Raw genomic sequence first — 17,500 nt, 5'->3', positions numbered from 1 at the left:
CCGCCCGCGCGCCGCCGGCAAAACCGGGGTCAGAGTGCAATTTTTGCAAGGTGAAATTGCACTCTGACCCCGGTTTTTCTGATTTCCGACGAAGCCTCTTTTTCACCCGCTGGCCATTGCGCCGGTCCTATGGTCGGGGCCCACTGCGGCACGCAGCCCCGTCACCGGAACCCGGCGCCATGGCGCGCAAGAAGACCCTCAAGCTGGCCACGTTCAACGTCAATGGCATCGGCAAGCGGCTGCCGCAGTTGCTGGCCTGGCTGGAGGCGGCGCGCCCGGACATCGTCGCGCTGCAGGAACTCAAGGCTGCCGATGCCGCGTTCCCGGCCCAGGCGCTGGAAGCGGCCGGCTATGGGGCGATCTGGCAGGGGCAGCGGGCCTGGAACGGCGTCGCGCTGCTCGGTCGCGATACGGTGCCGGTCGAGAGCCGGCGCGGCCTGCCTGGCGATCCGGACGATGCGCAGAGCCGCTACATCGAGGCGGCGGTGCACGGCATCGTGGTCGGCGCGCTGTACCTGCCCAACGGCAATCCGCAGCCCGGCCCCAAGTTCGACTACAAGCTCGCGTGGATGCAGCGGCTGGCCAAGCATGCGCGCACGCTGGTCGGGCTGGCGCATCCGGTGGTGCTGATGGGCGACTACAACGTCATCCCGACCGATGCGGATGTCTACGATGCCAAGGCCTGGCGCAAGGACGCGCTGATCCAGCCCGAGGTGCGGGACGCCTTCGAGCGGCTGCTGGCGCAGGGCTGGATCGATGCGCTGCGTCAGGTGCTCGGCGATCAGGCGCAGGTCTACACGTTCTGGGACCATTTCCGGCAGCACGCCGAGCGCGACCGCGGCCTGCGCATCGACCATCTGCTGGTCAACGCGGCGCTGGCCGAGCGGGTGCGCAAGGCGGGCGTGGATCGCTGGCTGCGGCTCGAACCCGGCGCCAGCGACCATGCGCCGACCTGGATCGAGGTCGCGGCCGTCTGACGCGGTTCACGCACGGCCCACATCCACGGCGGGAAGGTGGCGCCACCGCAGCCTTTGGAGACCACCATGTCGGACGACAAGCGCAAGACCGGCGCCGCCGATCGCGATCGCATCAACGTCGACGAAGATGACGAGCTTCGCTATTGGACCCAGGCGCTGGATGTCACGCCCGAGCAGTTGCGCGAAGCGGTCGCGGCCGTGGGGCCGATGGCCGCGGATGTGCGTCGCCACCTGGGCAAATAGCGCGTAACGCCAGGCGACCGGGCGCGCCAGGTGTCAGAACGACGAAGGGTTGGACGGCGGACCGTCCAACCCTTCGTGTTCGAACCGGGAATGACTTGGTGGAGCGGAGGAGGATCGAACTCCCGACCTTCGCATTGCGAACGCGACGCTCTCCCAGCTGAGCTACCGCCCCACGATGGGCGCAATTATACGGAGCGTTCGACCAAGCCGCCAGCCTTTTCTAGCAACGGCGCGAGCGTGGGTTCGAGCTGGGCACGGCGCCAACCCGACAACGCGCCGGGCCAGTCGGCGCCTTCGACCAAGGCTTCGAGCCACTTGCGCGAAGCGAGCACGCCATCGGGCAGGCCGAGTTCGGCGCTGCGTGCGGCCACCGCCTGTTGCAGTTGTTTCAGGCGCTTGCGGTCGGGCTCCTCGGCGCGTGCGATCGGCGCCTCGGCCTCGTCGAGCAGTTCGGTGTTCAGCGCGTCCCAGATCGCGGCGCCGAGTTTGCGCGGGGCCTTGGGATGGGCGTCGAGCCGGCGCTGCAGCGCGGCCGGATCGACCGGCGGGTCGCGAGCGAGCAGCGTCGCCAGTTCGTTGTCGAGAATCCAACTGCGTGGCCGGTCGTGACTGCGGGCGTAGTGCTCGCGCCAGCGCAGCAGGCGCAGCAGGCGGCGCTGCGCGTCGGCATCCAGAAACAGCCCGGTGCGACCGCCCAGTTGCGGCCAGCGCTCGCCTTCCATGTTGCCGGCCGTTGCCACCAGCCGCGCGCAGTCCTCCTGCAGCCAGGCCTCGCGGCCGAGCGCCGCGATCTTCGCGGCCAGCGTTTCGTGCAGCGCGAACAGGTGCTCGACATCGTCGGCGGCGTATTCGAGCTGGGTCGGCGACAGCGGCCGCCGCAGCCAGTCCGAGCGGGTTTCGCCCTTGGGCAGCGCGATGCCGAGCGTGTCCTGCACCAGCCGCTGGTAGCCCATGCCCGAACCGGTGCCGGCCAGCGCCGCGGCGATCTGGGTGTCGAACAGCGGCGCCGGCGCCACGCCGCAGGCATGGCCCAGCGCGACCAGGTCCTCGCTGGCGCTGTGCATGATCTTGACGATGGCCGGGTCGGCCAGCAGCGGGCGCAGCGCCTCGAGCATGCCGGGCACCAGCGGGTCGACCAGCAGCACATCGATGCCGCCATCGTCGCGCTCGAGCGCGACCTGCACCAGGGCCAGCTGGGGCCAGAACGTCCGCTCGCGGATGAATTCAGTGTCGAGCCCGACGCGGACGGAGGCCGCCTGGAGTCGGGACTGGAGAATCGCCGGATCGTCGATCCAGCAGGCATTGGAAGAGGGCATGCGCGACAGCCTAACGGCGGCATGCGGGGGCGGCAATCGTGAAGCCGGCGCATCGTCGCCTCGGCTGCGATCGATTAATCTGACGCGATGCGGTCATGGGAGCCAGCGTTGCGCGCAGTCGTCGTGGTCGGAGTGCTGGGCGCGTTGCTGCTGCTGGGCAGCGGCTGTGACGGCGACGCCCGCAGCGAAAAGGCCTCAGGCGGCGACGGCAGCGTGACCATCAGCGGCGACGACCGGATCGCCGGTGAGCTCAACTGGCAGCCGCCACCGGTCACGATCGCCCCCGAGGCCGTCGACGAAGCCCGCAAGCGCGCGGCCGATGCGCTGGCCGCAGACGACCTGTACGCGACCGCCGACTCGGCGATCCCGCTGTATCTGGCCCTGCAGCAAGTGCCCGGTCACGCGCGCGCGGCGCGCGCCGCGCTGCGCCGGGCCCAGGCCAAGCTGCTCGCACTGGGCGATCGTGCGCTGGACGAGGCCGACAACCGCGATTCGATCGCCGGCCTGCGCGCCGCGCACGAGTTTGCCGCGGTCGCGCGCTACCTCGCTGCCGACGACGAGGCCGTGGTCCGGTACCTGGAGCGCGTCGACGAGAGCGATCGGCTGTGGGACCTCAACCGCGAGGCCGAGCGCGCACTCGCCGCCGGCGAACTGGGCGAGGAGGGCGGCGGCGCATTGGCGGGTTTCCGCGAGGCGGCGGCGTTGCGACCCGGCCAGCCGCGCGCGCTACAAGGCCTGGCCGCGGTCGAGAGCGCGCTGATCCGGCGCGCCGAGGACGCCGGCACACAGGGCGATTTCCGTACCGCCGCGCGCTGGCTGGCCTACGCCACGACCGTCCGGCCCGGCTTTGCGACCGTGCCCGATGCCGAGCGGCGCATCGCGCACATGCGCGCGGTGCGCATCCAGCGGCTGCGCGATGCCGGCGTGGAGGCGCTGCCGAAGATCAATGGCGTTGCGACCGCGCGCGCGCGACTGGCCGAGATCCTGGCGATCGCCTCGCCGGGCGACCCGGTGGCGCTGGACCTGCGCGAGCGCATCGATCGGGCGGTCCACTACGGCGACTTCCGGCCCGGCCAGGTATTCACCGATGCGCTGGAAGGCGGGGCGCGCGGGCCGCAACTGGTCGTACTGCCGCACGGCGGCTTCATGATGGGCGCACTGCCCGGCGACGAGACCGCCGACGACAACGAAAAGCCGCGCCATGCGGTCCGGTTCGAGCGGGGCTTTGCGATGGGCGTGCGCGAAGTGAGCGTGGCCGAATTCCGGCGCTTCATCGAGGCGACCGGCTACCAGACCCGGGCCATGCGCCGCGGCTTTTCGATGGTCTACGACGAGCGCACCGGCAACTTCCTGCGTCGCAGCAACGTCGACTGGCGCTCGGACTATGTCGGTCGCCCAGCCGGCGACACCATGCCGGTGCTGCATGTCAGCGCCAAGGACGCGCAGGCCTATGTCGACTGGTTGTCGGCACAGAGCGGGCAGCGCTACCGGCTGCCGAGCGAGGCCGAGTTCGAGTACGCGTATCGCGCCGGCACCAGCGAGCGCTGGCCGTGGGGCGAAGGCACGCCGCCGCCCGAGGCCGGCAACGTCACCGGCGCCCTCGACCGTTCGCCCTCGGGGCGGACTTGGGGCAATGCGTTCGCCGATTACGGCGACGGCTACTGGGGGCCGGCCCCGGTCGCCAGCTTCCCACCCAATCGCTGGGGGGTGTACGACCTGGCCGGCAATGTCAGCGAATGGATGGCCGATTGCTGGCATGCGACCTACCGCCGGGCGCCGGAAGACGGCTCGGCCTGGGTCAATCCGGGCTGCCGCGACCAGGTGATCCGGGGGGGCTCTTGGGCGAGCTCGCCGGCCCAGACCCGCGCCAGTTGGCGGGCACTCGCCTCCGTCGACACGACCAATGCCAGAATCGGCTTCCGCGTCGTCCGCGACCTTTGACCGCCGCCGGCCTTTCCGGTACTGGAGAACGAGATGAGACAGGATCCCTTCGGTGGCAGCCGGCAGCAGCCCGGGCGTGCGCCGCGTCGCGGCTTCAACCTGCGGTGGGTGATCCTGCTGCTGTTCGGGCTCTACGGCGCGTACTACTACATCTCCAACCGCTCGGTCGATCCGGTCACCGGGGAGACGGTGTTGATCGACCGCGGCCTGAGCGTCGACGACGAGAAGGCGCTCGGCCTGCAGGCCTACGAGGAGATTCTGGGCCAGGAGCGTGCGGTCGCGCCCGACAGCCCGGTTGCCCGCGACGTGCGCGCGATCGCCGATCGGTTGATCGCCAAGGTCGGGGTGGTCGAGGCCGAGTTGGCGCGCGAGAACGGACTGGCGCCGACGCGCTTTTCCGAGACCTTCGACTGGGAGGTCAATGTCATCGAGTCCGACCAGGCCAACGCCTTCTGCCTGCCCGGCGGCAAGATGGCGGTCTACACCGGGCTGGTGCCGGTGGCGCAGACCGCCGATGCGATGGCGGTGGTGATGGGACACGAGATCGCGCATGCGCTGCTGCGCCACGGCGCCCAGCGCATGGCCCAGCAGCGGCTGACCCAGATCGGCCAGACCGCCGGCGCGATGAGCGGGATGGATCCCCAGCAACAGCAGATGGTCATGGCGGCCATGGGCTACGGCTATCTGCTGCCCTATGCGCGCAAGCACGAGACCGAAGCCGATGCGGTCGGGCTGATGCTTGCCGCGGCAGCGTGCTTCGATCCGCGCGAAGCGGTGCCGCTGTGGCAACGCATGGGCGAGGCCAGCGGCGGACAGGCGCCGCCGGAGTTCTCGTCGACCCACCCCAATCCCGGCACCCGCATCCAGACCCTGGAGGGGCTGATGCCCAAGGCGCTCGAGTACCGCGCGAAGTTCTGCGAGGACGCACAGACCGCCACCCGCTGACCGTGCGCGGCCGGGCGCCTCAGAAGCTCATGAACAAGCCGCCGTTGACCGGCAGGTTGACGCCGGTGATGTAGCCGGCATCGTCGGCCGCCAGGAACGCGACCGCACGGGCGATGTCGTCGGGCTGGCCGACGCGGCCCACCGGCACGCTGGCGACGGTGCGCGCGAGCACCTCAGGCGGCATCGCCGCGGTCATCGGTGTGGCGACGTAGCCGGGCGACAGGCTGTTGACGGTGACGCCCTTGGCGGCGACCTCGCGTGCGAGCGCCATCGTGAATCCGTGCAACCCGGCTTTCGCCGCGGCGTAGTTGGTCTGGCCGAAATTGCCGGTCTGGCCACTGACCGAACCGATGTTGACGATGCGCCCGAAGCCGCGCGTCGCCATGCCCTCGACCGCATGGCGGCAGAGGTTGAACACGCTGCCCAGGTCGATGTGCAGCACTTCGTCCCACTGCGTACGCGTCATCTTGCGCAGGGTGGCGTCGCGGGTGATGCCGGCGGCATTGACCAGGATGTCGAGCCGGCCATGCCGTGCTTCGATGTCGGCGACTGCCGCCGCGCAGGCGTCGAAGTCGCCGACGTCCAGCGCCAGCGTCTCGATCTGCGTCGGCAGCGGGTCGAGACCGGTCTGGCGCCGCGCAGGATCGCGAGGCAGGTCGGCGGCGACCACGCGGCAGCCAGCGGCGGCCAGACGCATGCAGATCGCGCGGCCGATGCCGCCCAGGCCGCCGGTGACCAGCGCGATTCGAGGGGGTGAGTTCATGCGGGAGGGCGCCCGGTCGGGCACGGACACGGTGCGTCGGCTCAGCGGCCGCGCTTGTCGCCCGGACGATCGGTGTGGACGCCGCCGGTCATGGTCTTCTGGAATTCCTTCCACATTTCCAGATTGCGCTCGGTGAGCTGGTTCATCATCGCCCACGGCGTCTGCCCGAGCAGGCCACCCATCTGCTGGCGGAACTGCTGCTGCTGGTCGAGGAAGACCTGCATCGAGCGTTCCAGGTAGCTGCCCATGAATCCCTGCATCGAATCGCCGTAGAAGCGGATGATCTGGCTCAGCAGCTGGGTCGAGAGCACGGGTTCGCCGTCCGACTCCTGGTCGGAGATGATCTGCAACAGGACCGAGCGGGTCAGATCCTCGCCGCTCTTGGCATCCCGCACCTCGAAGTTCTCGCCGTCGACGATGAGTTGGCGCACGTCCTCGATGGTGATGTAGCTGGAGATTTCCGTATCGTAGAGCCGACGGTTGGGGTACTTCTTGATGATGCGCGTGGCGCCCATGAAGCCGGTACTCAAGTCTTTGATGCCGCGCAGCATGGCGCAGCGGGGAAGGGGGCGCAACTGGAACAAGGCATGAATGCGGCCGGCGGCAACGCGCTGCAGACCGTTCGCCGCGGTATGGACGCGCGGCGCGGTCGCCCCCTCACCACCCCATGTGGTGGCCACCGTTGATGTCGAGGTTGGAGCCAGTGATCCACGACGCTTCCTCGGCCACCAGGAAGTTGACCGCGTAGGCGATCTCCTCCGGGCGTCCCAGCCGCCCGGTCGGGATGTCGGCGGCGATCTTGGCGCGCACCTCCTCGGGCACCGCCATCACCATGTCGGTGGCGACGTAGCCGGGCGAGACCGTGTTGACGGTGATACCGAGCTTGGCGTTCTCGCGCGCGAGCGAAATCGTGAAGCCGTGCATGCCGGCCTTGGCCGCGGCGTAGTTGGCCTGGCCGTACTGCCCCTTGAGGCCGTTGATCGAGCTGATCTGGATGATCCGGCCCCACTTGCGCTCGCGCATGCCCTCGATCACCGGACGGGTGACGTTGTAGACCGAGTTGAGATTGGTGCCGATGACGTCCTGCCACTGCTGCGGTTGCATCTTGTGGAACGTGCCGTCGCGGGTGATGCCGGCGTTGTTGATCAGGATATCGATAGGCCCGAGCTGGGACTCCAGCTCGCGCACCATGCGCTCGGCCTCGACGTGGTCGGACACATCCCCGGCCGCGATCGCGACCTCGTAGCCGGCCTCGCGCAACTGCCGCTGCCAGGCTTGCGCTTTTTCGGCGTTGCGGTAGTTGGTGGCGACGCGATAGCCGCTGTCGGCCAGGCGCCTGACGATGGCCGTGCCGATACCGCCGGTGCCGCCGGTGACCAATGCCACGCGTGCGCTCATTGCCGCCCTCCCATTGCGATGCAGGCGTCGCCCCCATGGCGACGACAAGCCAGTCTAGCCATGCTGACAAGCGCGTCCAGTGTGCGATGCACCAACCGGATCGACGATCGGAATGCGCGCCGGATCGAAGCACTCGAGCGCGCGCGCGCGCCAGGCCTGCACGCTGTCGGCCGCGAGCGGCGATTGCCCCAGCGCCTGCCAGGCCGCGCGCAGGGCGGGCAGAGGAGCGGCCGGGTCGGGCGCCTCCGCGCCGAGAGACTTGGACAGCTTGCGCCCGGTGGCGTCGCGCAGCAGCGGCAGGTGCGCGTGGCGCGGGATGGGCAGCCCGAGCCGCTGCTGGAGCAGGATCTGCCGTGGTGTGGAATCGAGCAGGTCGGCGCCGCGGACCACGTCGGTGATGCCCTGGTCGGCATCGTCGACGACCACCGCCAACTGGTAGGCCCACAGTCCGTCGGCCCGGCGCAGCACGAAATCGCCGACCTCCGTCCACAGGTCCTGTTCGATCCGGCCGCGCAGCGCATCGTCGAACGCGATCTGCGTACCCGGCGGCACGCGCAGGCGGATCGCCGGGTCCGGGCGCGGGCGGGGTGCGACGCAACGACCGCGATGGATCCCGCCGGCCGCCGCCAGCGTGCTGCGGGTGCAGTGGCAGACGAACGCATGGCCGTCGGCCAGCAGCCGGTCGAGCGCCGCCTGGTACAGGGCCTCGCGGGCACTCTGGCGCACGACCTCGCCGTCCCAGTCCAGACCGCAGGCGCGCAGCATCGCCAACTGGGCGTCGGCCGCGCCGGCGACCTCGCGTGGCCGGTCCACATCCTCGATCCGCACCCGCCACTGTCCACCGCTGCGGCGCGCCATCAGCCAGCTGCCGAGCGCGGCGACCAGCGACCCGGCATGCAGGGGCCCGGTCGGGGACGGCGCAAAGCGGCCGCAAGGGGGAAGGGCAGAAGGCGACATCGCGCCGGAACTGTCTCGAACATGAACTGTCACGGGGCGCACACTGTGGCATCGCGGCCCGTGAATTGAAATCATGGGGGCGCGTGCGCAAATTCTTCGCACACATTCCGATTCCCGCCAGACGCAGGCAGACCTCAAAAAGGCCCCCGATGCTCAAGCGCTACGCCCTCCTCATCGCCACCAACTTCGCCGTGCTGGCCCTGGTCAGCATCGTCATGGCCGTGCTCGGCATCAATCCTTCGACCTATGCCGGGTTGCTGGTGTTCGCCGCGCTGTTCGGATTCGGCGGTGCGTTCTTCACGCTGGCGATCTCCAAATGGTCAGCCAAGCGCTTCACCGGTGCCCAGGTGATTACCGAGCCGCGCAACGAGGCCGAGCGTTGGCTGCTGACGACCGTGCAGCGGCAGGCGCAGATGGCCGGTATCGGCATGCCCGAGGTCGCGATCTACGACGCGCCGGAGATCAACGCGTTCGCCACCGGCGCCCGCCGCGACGCCTCGCTGGTGGCGGTATCGACCGGCTTGCTGCGCGCGATGACGCGCGAAGAGGCCGAGGCGGTGTTGGCGCACGAGGTCAGCCACGTCGCCAATGGCGACATGGTGACGATGACGCTGCTGCAGGGCGTGCTCAACACCTTCGTGATCTTCCTGGCCCGCGTGGTCGGCCGTGCGATCGACGGCTACCTGAGCGGCGGCCGCGACAACGGCGGTGGTGGCATTGCCTATTTCGCGATCGTGTTCGTGCTCGACATGATCTTCGGTCTGTTCGCGTCGATGATCGCGATGTGGTTCTCGCGCCATCGCGAGTTCCGCGCCGATGCCGGCGGTGCCCAGTTGGCGGGTCGCGAGAAGATGATCGCCGCGCTCGAGCGGCTGGCGCAGACCTATGGCGAGAGCACGCTGCCCAAGCAGGTCGCTGCGTTCGGCATCAGCGGCGGCGTCGGCGGTGGCCTCAAGCGCCTGCTGATGAGCCATCCGCCGCTCGAGGAGCGCATCACCGCGCTGCGCAACGCCAACCTCGACGGCAGCAGCGTCCGGCAGGGCGTGGTGGCCTGAGCCTCATGTGCTAGTGGAACGAAAAGCCCGCCTCTTCGGCGGGCTTTTTTTTGTGAGGTGCGGTGACCGACTTCTATTTCGGATGGGCATCGGCCGGCCGGAAGCCGCTCTCCCCTCGGCAGGTCCCGTGCGCGGTCCGGCCACGCGAAGCACGCGTGGCGTTCGCATGGATGCGCGGCATGCCGCGCACGCCATCCATGCTCACTCTGCCTTGACTCGGGCGCGGCCACCGGTGGCCAGTCCGCTGCCGAGATCGTTTGAGACGGAAAACCGGGGTCAGAGTGCAATTTCCCCCCGCCAATTTGCACTCTGACCCCGGTTTGTCATCCATGGATGGATGACCGAGCCGGTGAGCAGTCCCCGGCCGGCGCGACGCGCGTTCCGGAGAAGAATGCCCCTGATCGAGTGATCGAGTGGGCACAAGCCAGATTCCCCTGACGTCAGCCAAGCACCTTCGGAGCGCGGATTCGCGCCGCGTGGTGGCTACTCGAAGTCGTAGTGCATGCCCGGGCCGGCGGGTGCGAGGAAATTGCCTTGCACGTAGTCGATGCCGGCGGCGAAAAGGATCGACATGCTGGCCGCGTCCTGGACGAACTCGGCGATCGTGCGGATGCCGATCTGACGCGCACGCGCTGCGATCTCGCCGATGCGGGCCTGGTTGTCGGCGTTGGCTGGCAGGTCCTGAGTGAAACTGCGGTCGAGCTTGAGCAGATTCGGCTGCAGATGGCTCAGCAACTGGAACGAATCCAGCCCCGCGCCGAACTGCTCGAGCGCAAAGACGCAGTCGAGGCGGGCGACGTGGGCTGCGAAGGCCTGCGTCGCCTTGAGATGCGTGAATACCTTGGACTCGGGCAACTGCACGACCAGATACCGACCCGGCACTTGGTGATGGGCCAGTTGCTCGCCGATGAACGCCGCAAGCCCCGACGCCTCGAGCGACGCCTGGCTGACCTTCACCAATAGCGTCGTGGGGCGTCCCTCGTGCAGGCGCCGGGCGATTGCGGCGATCGCCCGGCCGACCACATAGCGGTCGATCTGGGCGAGCATGCCGTGGTCCTCGGCGATCTGCAGGAATGTGCCCGGCGCGACGAGTTCGCCGTCGCCGCTGTCGAGCCGCAGCAGGCATTCGTAGACCGGCGCGGTATCGCCCTGCAGGTTGATCACCGGCTGGTAGTGCAGCACAAACCCATCGTGGTCGAGCGCGGTGCGCAGCCGCGCGATCCACAACTGCAGCCGCTCCTGCTCCAGCCGGTCGGCAGCGCCCGGGTCGAACACCTCGCACTGGTCGCCACCGGCGCCGGAAGCCGACTCCAGTGCCTGCGTCGCGCGTGCCAGGACCTGGCCGACGTTGGCGCTGGTTTCGCCGATCTGGATGCCGCCGATGCTCAACGTCACCACGGTCGAGCGCGCGCCCACCTCGAACACATGATCGGCGAAGCCCGCTCGCAGGTGCTCGGCCAAGGCGGCGGTGGCGTGGTAGTCACCCTCGCGCAGCAGCACCGCGAAGGTCGTGCCGCCGTAACGCGCGGCGATCGCCGTCCCTTCGAGCAGCGACTCGAGCCGCGCGGCGACGGCCGCCAGCAGCTCGTCGGCATGGTCCAGGCCGATGTCGGCCAGCAGTTGCTGGTGGCGGTCGGGCTCGATCATCAGAAAACCGTGCCGCGATTGCCCGCGCGCAGCGTCGTCGACCGCGTCCTCGAGTTCGCGCAGGAACGCCGGCCGATTGAGCAGGCCCGTGACGTGGTCGCGCTGGCGCAGCGCTTCGAGCTCGTAGGCGAGCTCCGGATCGATCAACTCCCGGCGCCGGAACACGACCTGCAGGCAGGGTTCGCCCTCGTACTGGGCGGCCGTGAACTCCATGGCGGCCGGAAACGCCTGACCCTCCGCATCGCGGGCCTCGATCTCGTGGCGCAGCGGTGGCGGCTCGCCGCGGCTGAGCGACTTGAGCAGGGCCTTGAAGGCATCGACGTGCTGTGGCGCCACCATGTCCAGCAGCGAGACGCCTTCGATCTGCTGGAAGTCGCCGTAGCCGAACATTTCCAGGTAGGCCGCGTTGGCGCGGATGTGCATGCCCTCGTGGATGTAGGCGATGGGATCGCGCGAGGAGTCGATCAGCGCATCGCAGCGGCGTTCGCTTTCGCGGACCCGTGCCTCGAGCCGTCGCAGGTTGCGCCGCGCCTGGCGGTCGGCCCAGGCATCGCGCACCGCGGCCAGCAGTTGCTGCGGAGCGTGGCGCAACGCCACCGTGCGCGCGCCTCCGAGCACTGCGTCGACGAACGCGGCCTCGTCGAGCGCATCGACCAGCGCGATGACCGGGATGTCCTGGCCGCTGTCGGCGATGCATTGCATCGCCCGCGCGAAGGGCAGGGTGACCGCCGCCTGCGCGGCGATCGCCACGTCGATGACCTGGCCGGTCAGCATGTGGCCCAGCTCGTCGGAAGAGGCCGCCCGCAGCGGGCGCACGGCGATGCCGGCATTGCGCAACCCACTGACGACCGCCTCGGCATCCTCGACGCGTTCGTCGACAATCAGCAGGCGCAGCGCGGAATCGGCGTTGCTCTCTGGCATGCGGGTCTCCGGTGATGAGCGCCTTATGCCACGGGGGGCGCCAGGCGTCCATCCGAGGACTGGGTCAAGGCGCGCTTGGATGTGTCGCCGGCGACCTCGCGGACCAGCCGGGGCACCAGATAGCCCGACTGCCGGGCCACCAGCGCGGCGTGCAGCGCGAGCGCGGTCGCATCGTCGACCTCGAAGTGGGCCGCGCCGGCGACACGGTCGAGCTGATGGAGATAGTAGGGCAGCACACCGGCGTCGAGCCCGCGTTCGGCAAGTGCCGCCAGCGTCTCGACGCGATCGTTGACCCCCTTGAGCAGGACCGCCTGGTTGAGCAGCACTGCGCCGGTGGCGCGTAGGCGGCGCATCGCCGTATCGACATCGCCGTCGAACTCGTTGGCGTGGTTGGCGTGGACCACGATCACCAGCGGCCAGGGCAGTGCGGACAGCCAGTCGGTCAACTCAGCGTCGACCCGCTCGGGCAGCACGATCGGCAGGCGGGTGTGGATGCGCAGGCGACGCACATGAGGAATGCCGCGCAGCGCATCGGTCAGTTCGACGAGTTTGGCGGTCGACAGCGACAGCGGGTCGCCGCCCGACAGCAGGACCTCCTCGATCGAAGCGTCGTCGCGGATCGCCGCCAGTGCCGCGCCCCAGCCGCCGGCCGCCGCGGTTTCCTCGGCATACGGAAAGTGGCGACGGAAGCAGTAACGGCAATGCACCGCGCAGCTGCCGGTCGCCACCAGCAGCGCGCGGCCGGCGTACTTCTGGATCACGCCATGCCCAGCCTTGGCCGCGCCGTCGCCCACCGCGTCCAGGCCGAAGCCGGGCGCCGGGCGCAGTTCCGCATCCAGCGGCAGGACCTGGCGCAACAGCGGGTCGGAGGGGTCGCCGGGGCGCATCCGCGCCACGAAGCCGCGCGGGACCCGCAGGGGGAACTGGGTGGCCGCCTCGGGCGACAGGCCCAGCGCCTGGGGCTGCAGGCCGAGCAGGTCGAGCAACTCGCGCGGATCGCGCACGGCATCGCGCCAGAGCTGCTGCCAGCGGCGCGGCTGCGTCGGAAGGGGGGCTGCGGGTATCATGTGCGACTGCGATCCAATTCGAGCCGGCCGCGTGCACCGCTGCCGGGAAACCCCATAGTGTAGCCGCCGGCAACGCCGGCCCAGCAGGAGCGAGCGATGGCCAGTTATGGCATGAACGACGTCAAGAATGGCCAGAAGATCCTGGTCAACAACGAGCCCGCGGTCATCACCGACACCGAATACGTCAAGCCGGGCAAGGGCCAAGCGTTCACGCGCGTGAAGTACCGCCAGATCCGCACGGGCCGGGTGCAGGAAATCACGATGAAGAGCACCGACTCGGTCGAAGCGGCCGACGTGCTCGACACCGACATGCAGTACCTCTACAGCGACGGCGAGTACTGGCACTTCATGAACCCCGAATCGTTCGAGCAGGTGCAGGCCGACAAGGCCGGCATGGGCGGCGCGGAGAAGTGGCTCAAGGGCGAGGAAGAGTGCGTGGTGACGCTGTGGAACGGCACGCCGATCGCAGTCCAGCCGCCGAACTTCGTCGAGCTGCAGATCACCGAGACCGATCCGGGCGTGCGCGGCGACACCTCGGGCGGCGGCGGCAAGCCGGCGACTCTGGAGACGGGCGCGGTGGTCCGCGTGCCGCTGTTCGTCGGCCAGGAGGAAGTCATCAAGGTCGACACCCGGTCGGGCGAGTACGTCAGCCGCGTCAAGTGATCGACCCGCAGCGGCGCCGCCCGCAGGCGGCCTGCTGCGCGTCCACCATCGCCCGCGCGGCCGCGAACGCGCCGATCGCGCGCGGCGTCCACCGACGCTTCCTGCGTATCGATCGAGGCCCCGCATGACAGACAGTTCCGCTCCCCAGTCCATCGACCTGCTGATCGAGGCCGGGCACGTCGTGCCGGTCGAGCCGCACGCGGTCGTGCTCGACGACCATGCCGTCGCGATCCACCGCGGCGAGATCGTCGCGGTGCTGCCGACCGCTGAGGCCCGGCAGCGCTTCGCGCCGGCCCAGACCGTCCAGCGCCCGCACGCGGCGCTGCTGCCGGGCTTGGTCAACGCGCATACGCACAACCCGATGACGCTGCTGCGCGGGATCGCCGACGACCTGCCGCTCAAAGTCTGGCTGCAGCAGCACATCTGGCCGGTCGAGGGTGCGGTGATCGGCCCGGAGTTCGTCGCCGACGGCGTCACGCTGGCGTTGGCCGAGATGCTCCGCGGCGGCACCACGTGCGTCAACGAGAACTACTTCTTCCCCGATGTGCAGGCGGCGGTCTATCGCCAGCACGGGTTCCGGGCGCGCATCGGCTTGCCGGTCATCGATTTTCCGACCGCCTGGGCCAGCAGCGACGACGAGTATTTCGACCGCGCCGGCGAGGTCCACGATCAGTGGCGCGACGATCCGCTGATCGCGACCGCATTCGCGCCGCATGCGCCCTACACGGTCAACGACGCCAATTTCGAGCGCGTGCGGATGCTCGCCGACCAGCTCGATGTGCCAGTCCACCTGCACCTGCACGAGACCGCCCAGGAGGTCGAGCAGTCGCTGCAAGAGTACGGCCAGCGCCCGTTCGCCCGACTCGACCGGCTGGGCCTGATCAATGACCGCCTGATCGCGGTGCACATGACCCAGCTGACCGAAAGCGAGATCCACCTGTGCGCCGAGCGGGGCGTCAGCGTCGTGCATTGCCCCGAATCCAACCTCAAGCTCGCTTCGGGCTTCTGCCCGGCCTGCGCGCTCGAGCGCGCAGGCATCAACGTGGCGATCGGCACCGATGGCGTCGCCAGCAACAACGACCTGGACATGTTCGGCGAGACCCGCACCGCGGCGATCCTCGCCAAGGCCGTGGCCGGCGATGCGGCCGGGTTCGACGCGTTCACCGCACTGCGCGCGGCCACGCTCGGCGGCGCGCGCGCGATCGGCTTCGGCGACCGGATCGGCTCGATCGAGGTCGGCAAGCAGGCCGACCTGATCTGCGTCGACCTGTCGCCGATCGAGACCCAACCGCTGCATCATGTCGTCTCGCAACTGATCTACGCGACCGGGCGCCATCAGGTCAGCGATGTCTGGATCGCCGGGCAGCCCAAGCTGCGCGAGCGCGCACTGGTCGGATTCGACCTGGAGGCGATCGCCGCCAATGCCCGCCAGTGGCGGGACCGCATTTCCACGCTCCGCACCGGGGCATGACGAGGCCCGCATGAACGCCCGACACGAGAACTACGATCAGGCCGAGCTCGACAAGTTCGGCGCGCTGGCCAGCCGCTGGTGGGATGTCGACGGGCCGCAGCGCCCGCTGCATGCGCTCAATCCGGCCCGGCTCGAGTACGTGCGCGCCCGCGCCCGGCTCGATGGCGCCGACGTGCTCGATGTCGGCTGCGGCGGTGGCCTGCTGAGCGAGGCCATGGCCCGGGTCGGCGGCAAGGTGACCGGTATCGATCTGGCTGAGGATCTCGTCAAGGTCGCACGCCTGCACGGATTGGAAACCGGCATCCAGGCCGACTATCGCGTGCAGTCGGTGGAGGCGCTGGCCGCCGAGCGTCCCGGCAGCTACGACGTCGTGACCTGCATGGAAATGCTCGAGCACGTGCCCGACCCGGCGGCGATCCTGCAGGCCTGCGCAACGCTGCTGCGCCCCGGCGGGCACCTGTTCGTGTCCACGCTCAATCGCACCCCGGCCGCATTCGCGTTGGCGATCGTCGGCGCCGAGTATGTCGCCCGGCTGCTGCCGCGCGGCACGCACCGCTACGAAAGTTTCATCCGCCCGTCCGAGCTTGCCGGCTGGCTGCGCGAGGCCGATCTGCGGCTCGAGGATGTCAGCGGGCTGATGTACGAGCCCTGGCGCAATGCCGCCCGGCTGGTCCGCCGGACCGACATCAACTACGTCGCCTGGGCGCGGAAGCCGGCGTGAGCGGCGCGACGACTACGCAGGTCACGATGGCGTTCCCGGCCGGCGCGCTGTTCGATCTGGACGGCACCTTGCTCGACAGCGCCCCCGACATGCTGGCAACGGTCAACCGGATGCTTGGCGCGCGTGGCCGCCCGCCGCTGGCGCTGGCCGACATCCGCCCGGTGGTCTCGCGCGGCGCGCGGGCGATGGCCGCTGTCGCGTTCCCCGAACTCGATGCCGAGGGCGTGCTTGCCCTGGTGCCGGAGTTCCTGACCGTCTACGGCGAGGAACTGGGCCGGCACAGCCGCCCGTTCGATGGCGTGGAGGCCATGCTGGCTGCGCTCGAGGCCGCCGGCACGCGCTGGGGCATCGTCACCAACAAGCCTGAAGCGCTCGCACAACGCATCCTGCCGCAGCTTGGCTGGCAGGACCGCTGCGCGGTGCTGATCGGCGGCGACACCCTGGCCGAGCGCAAGCCGCATCCGTTGCCGCTGCTGCACGCCGCCGCGGCCATCGGTATCCCAGCACGCGACTGCGTCTACGTCGGCGACGACGCGCGCGACATCCTCGCCGCGCGTGCGGCCGACATGCCGTCGATCGTCGCGCTGTGGGGCTATCGGCTGGACGATGACGATCCGATCGCCTGGCAGGGCGATACGATGCTCGATACGCCCGAGGCCCTGTCGCAGCCCGCTGCCTGGCCGCGTCCGGCATGAGCGCGTCGCCGCACGACGATGATTTCCTGGCCAAGTGGCAGGCCCGGTGGCCGGAATGGCGCATCGGCCTGGCCTTCGTCGCTCCGGAGCTGCGTGAGCGCACGCAGGCCTGGTTCGCGTTGCTCGACGAGTTCGGGGAGGCCGCCTGGGGCGGCAGCGATCCCACGCCCGGCCTGGCCAAGCTGGCCTGGTGGCAGGAGGAACTGCAGGGCTGGGAGAAGGGCGCGCGTCGGCATCCACTGGCGGTGCACCTGCAACGGCATGCCGCGCCCTGGGGCACGCTGGCGCTCGCACTGCGGCTGCTGCCGGCCACGCGCGATGCCGCCCCCGAGCCGGCCGCCCACCTGGAGCGGTTGCACGACCTCGCCTTGGCCGTGGCCGCCTGTGAGATGGCGTTGTTCGGCGACGACAGCCGCGACAGCGGGGACGGGCGCATCACCGCCTCGCCGCTGCTGGCGCCGCAGGCGATGCTGCGCGGCGACCAGTCGCTGGCCGCACGGCTGCTCGCGCGCTGGCCGCAGCGCGACGGCGGGACCCGGCCGCGCCGGATCGGCAATGCAATCATCGCCGCTCGCCTGCGGCCACTGGCGCGGCACGGACAGTTGCGCCCGACCAACGGACTGGCCGTGCTCTGGCTGGGTTGGCGCGCGGCCCGCGGCTGAGCCACGCGGGCTCGCGCGACACGCTGCGTTGCAGGGCACGGACCCGGAGAGCCGTTAA

17 protein-coding genes and 1 tRNA gene are annotated in these 17,500 nt (G+C 69.8%); 10 read left to right on the top strand and 8 right to left on the bottom strand.

Annotated elements, in window-relative coordinates:
• Positions 1–179: 179 nt before the first annotated feature.
• Positions 180–977 carry an exodeoxyribonuclease III gene (locus ABE487_RS04560; protein WP_346451637.1) on the top strand — a complete coding sequence of 266 codons (798 nt, stop codon included), beginning with the start codon at positions 180–182 and terminating at the stop codon, positions 975–977.
• Positions 978–1,043: 66 nt separating this feature from the next.
• Entirely contained in the window at positions 1,044–1,220 is a 177-nt protein-coding gene (locus ABE487_RS04555; RefSeq protein ID WP_346444117.1) for a DUF3606 domain-containing protein, read from the top strand.
• 96 nt (positions 1,221–1,316) lie between these two features.
• On the opposite strand, the gene ABE487_RS04550 is transcribed toward ABE487_RS04555, so the two are convergent.
• Positions 1,317–1,392 (bottom strand) — tRNA-Ala (locus ABE487_RS04550).
• Positions 1,393–1,405: 13 nt separating this feature from the next.
• Positions 1,406–2,536: a ribonuclease D gene (gene rnd, locus ABE487_RS04545; protein ID WP_346444119.1), complete on the bottom strand. Its 1,131-nt coding sequence runs from the start codon at positions 2,534–2,536 to the stop codon at positions 1,406–1,408.
• A 108-nt stretch (positions 2,537–2,644) separates the two neighbouring features.
• Here rnd and ABE487_RS04540 point away from each other — a divergent pair, with 108 nt between their 5' ends.
• On the top strand, positions 2,645–4,477 hold the full coding sequence (locus tag ABE487_RS04540; RefSeq protein ID WP_346451639.1) for a formylglycine-generating enzyme family protein: 1,833 nt from the start codon (positions 2,645–2,647) through the stop codon (positions 4,475–4,477).
• A 33-nt stretch (positions 4,478–4,510) separates the two neighbouring features.
• Complete coding sequence (locus ABE487_RS04535; RefSeq protein WP_346444122.1) at positions 4,511–5,422, top strand: M48 family metallopeptidase; 912 nt, start codon at positions 4,511–4,513, stop codon at positions 5,420–5,422.
• Between the two features lie 19 nt (positions 5,423–5,441).
• On the opposite strand, the gene phbB (ABE487_RS04530) is transcribed toward ABE487_RS04535, so the two are convergent.
• The 4 genes from phbB (ABE487_RS04530) to gluQRS all read right to left on the bottom strand — a co-directional run bounded on the left by phbB (ABE487_RS04530) (position 5,442) and on the right by gluQRS (position 8,540).
• Positions 5,442–6,185, bottom strand: a complete 744-nt coding sequence (gene phbB / locus ABE487_RS04530) for an acetoacetyl-CoA reductase (protein WP_346451641.1) — start codon at positions 6,183–6,185, stop codon at positions 5,442–5,444.
• Between the two features lie 41 nt (positions 6,186–6,226).
• The gene (gene phaR, locus ABE487_RS04525; RefSeq protein ID WP_346446195.1) at positions 6,227–6,760 is read right to left on the bottom strand and encodes a polyhydroxyalkanoate synthesis repressor PhaR; all 534 of its coding nucleotides are present in this window, start codon (positions 6,758–6,760) and stop codon (positions 6,227–6,229) included.
• Between the two features lie 82 nt (positions 6,761–6,842).
• On the bottom strand, positions 6,843–7,583 hold the full coding sequence (gene phbB, locus ABE487_RS04520; protein WP_346444124.1) for an acetoacetyl-CoA reductase: 741 nt from the start codon (positions 7,581–7,583) through the stop codon (positions 6,843–6,845).
• A gap of 54 nt (positions 7,584–7,637) precedes the next feature.
• Positions 7,638–8,540, bottom strand: coding sequence for a tRNA glutamyl-Q(34) synthetase GluQRS (gene gluQRS, locus ABE487_RS04515; RefSeq protein WP_346444126.1), 903 nt, complete (start codon positions 8,538–8,540; stop codon positions 7,638–7,640).
• Positions 8,541–8,689: 149 nt separating this feature from the next.
• On the opposite strand from gluQRS, the gene htpX reads away from it, so the two are divergent.
• Positions 8,690–9,595 carry a protease HtpX gene (gene htpX / locus ABE487_RS04510; RefSeq protein ID WP_047135836.1) on the top strand — a complete coding sequence of 302 codons (906 nt, stop codon included), beginning with the start codon at positions 8,690–8,692 and terminating at the stop codon, positions 9,593–9,595.
• 483 nt (positions 9,596–10,078) lie between these two features.
• Here the strand turns inward: htpX and ABE487_RS04505 are convergent, their stop codons facing one another.
• Together ABE487_RS04505 and epmB are read right to left on the bottom strand one after the other, a co-directional pair.
• Positions 10,079–12,163 carry an EAL domain-containing protein gene (locus ABE487_RS04505; RefSeq protein WP_346449694.1) on the bottom strand — a complete coding sequence of 695 codons (2,085 nt, stop codon included), beginning with the start codon at positions 12,161–12,163 and terminating at the stop codon, positions 10,079–10,081.
• A gap of 23 nt (positions 12,164–12,186) precedes the next feature.
• Positions 12,187–13,230: an EF-P beta-lysylation protein EpmB gene (gene epmB / locus ABE487_RS04500; protein WP_346451354.1), complete on the bottom strand. Its 1,044-nt coding sequence runs from the start codon at positions 13,228–13,230 to the stop codon at positions 12,187–12,189.
• Positions 13,231–13,326: 96 nt separating this feature from the next.
• Between epmB and efp the strand changes: the two genes are divergently transcribed.
• The 5 genes from efp to ABE487_RS04475 all read left to right on the top strand — a co-directional run bounded on the left by efp (position 13,327) and on the right by ABE487_RS04475 (position 17,442).
• Positions 13,327–13,893 (top strand): elongation factor P, encoded by a 567-nt coding sequence (gene efp, locus ABE487_RS04495; RefSeq protein WP_047135839.1) that lies wholly within the window; start codon positions 13,327–13,329, stop codon positions 13,891–13,893.
• Positions 13,894–14,017: 124 nt separating this feature from the next.
• Entirely contained in the window at positions 14,018–15,364 is a 1,347-nt protein-coding gene (locus ABE487_RS04490) for a TRZ/ATZ family hydrolase (protein ID WP_346449692.1), read from the top strand.
• Between the two features lie 10 nt (positions 15,365–15,374).
• Complete coding sequence (gene ubiG, locus ABE487_RS04485) at positions 15,375–16,085, top strand: bifunctional 2-polyprenyl-6-hydroxyphenol methylase/3-demethylubiquinol 3-O-methyltransferase UbiG (RefSeq protein ID WP_346449691.1); 711 nt, start codon at positions 15,375–15,377, stop codon at positions 16,083–16,085.
• Positions 16,082–16,780 carry a phosphoglycolate phosphatase gene (locus ABE487_RS04480; protein ID WP_346451355.1) on the top strand — a complete coding sequence of 233 codons (699 nt, stop codon included), beginning with the start codon at positions 16,082–16,084 and terminating at the stop codon, positions 16,778–16,780. Before ubiG ends, ABE487_RS04480 begins: the two co-directional genes overlap by 4 nt.
• Complete coding sequence (locus ABE487_RS04475) at positions 16,777–17,442, top strand: phytoene/squalene synthase family protein (RefSeq protein ID WP_346449690.1); 666 nt, start codon at positions 16,777–16,779, stop codon at positions 17,440–17,442. The genes ABE487_RS04480 and ABE487_RS04475 overlap by 4 nt, the downstream gene beginning before the upstream one ends.
• The last annotated feature ends 58 nt before the right edge of the window (positions 17,443–17,500 follow it).

The organism is Luteimonas sp. TWI596 (genome assembly GCF_039674105.1).
GTDB lineage: Bacteria > Pseudomonadota > Gammaproteobacteria > Xanthomonadales > Xanthomonadaceae > Luteimonas.
The sequence above is the reverse complement of the archived record's forward strand: the minus strand, read 5'-3'. Positions and strand labels throughout refer to the sequence as shown.

What these genes read in the sequence shown, in the direction of transcription:
- ABE487_RS04490 (WP_346449692.1), top strand. Translation starts at nt 14,018, where the DNA reads ATGACAGACAGTTCCGCTCCCCAGTCCATCGACCTGCTGATCGAGGCC.
- gluQRS (WP_346444126.1), bottom strand. Translation starts at nt 8,540, where the DNA reads ATGTCGCCTTCTGCCCTTCCCCCTTGCGGCCGCTTTGCGCCGTCCCCG.
- htpX (WP_047135836.1), top strand. Translation starts at nt 8,690, where the DNA reads ATGCTCAAGCGCTACGCCCTCCTCATCGCCACCAACTTCGCCGTGCTG.
- rnd (WP_346444119.1), bottom strand. Translation starts at nt 2,536, where the DNA reads ATGCCCTCTTCCAATGCCTGCTGGATCGACGATCCGGCGATTCTCCAG.
- phbB (WP_346451641.1), bottom strand. Translation starts at nt 6,185, where the DNA reads ATGAACTCACCCCCTCGAATCGCGCTGGTCACCGGCGGCCTGGGCGGC.
- ABE487_RS04535 (WP_346444122.1), top strand. Translation starts at nt 4,511, where the DNA reads ATGAGACAGGATCCCTTCGGTGGCAGCCGGCAGCAGCCCGGGCGTGCG.
- ABE487_RS04560 (WP_346451637.1), top strand. Translation starts at nt 180, where the DNA reads ATGGCGCGCAAGAAGACCCTCAAGCTGGCCACGTTCAACGTCAATGGC.
- epmB (WP_346451354.1), bottom strand. Translation starts at nt 13,230, where the DNA reads ATGATACCCGCAGCCCCCCTTCCGACGCAGCCGCGCCGCTGGCAGCAG.
- phbB (WP_346444124.1), bottom strand. Translation starts at nt 7,583, where the DNA reads ATGAGCGCACGCGTGGCATTGGTCACCGGCGGCACCGGCGGTATCGGC.
- ubiG (WP_346449691.1), top strand. Translation starts at nt 15,375, where the DNA reads ATGAACGCCCGACACGAGAACTACGATCAGGCCGAGCTCGACAAGTTC.
- ABE487_RS04505 (WP_346449694.1), bottom strand. Translation starts at nt 12,163, where the DNA reads ATGCCAGAGAGCAACGCCGATTCCGCGCTGCGCCTGCTGATTGTCGAC.
- ABE487_RS04475 (WP_346449690.1), top strand. Translation starts at nt 16,777, where the DNA reads ATGAGCGCGTCGCCGCACGACGATGATTTCCTGGCCAAGTGGCAGGCC.
- ABE487_RS04555 (WP_346444117.1), top strand. Translation starts at nt 1,044, where the DNA reads ATGTCGGACGACAAGCGCAAGACCGGCGCCGCCGATCGCGATCGCATC.
- efp (WP_047135839.1), top strand. Translation starts at nt 13,327, where the DNA reads ATGGCCAGTTATGGCATGAACGACGTCAAGAATGGCCAGAAGATCCTG.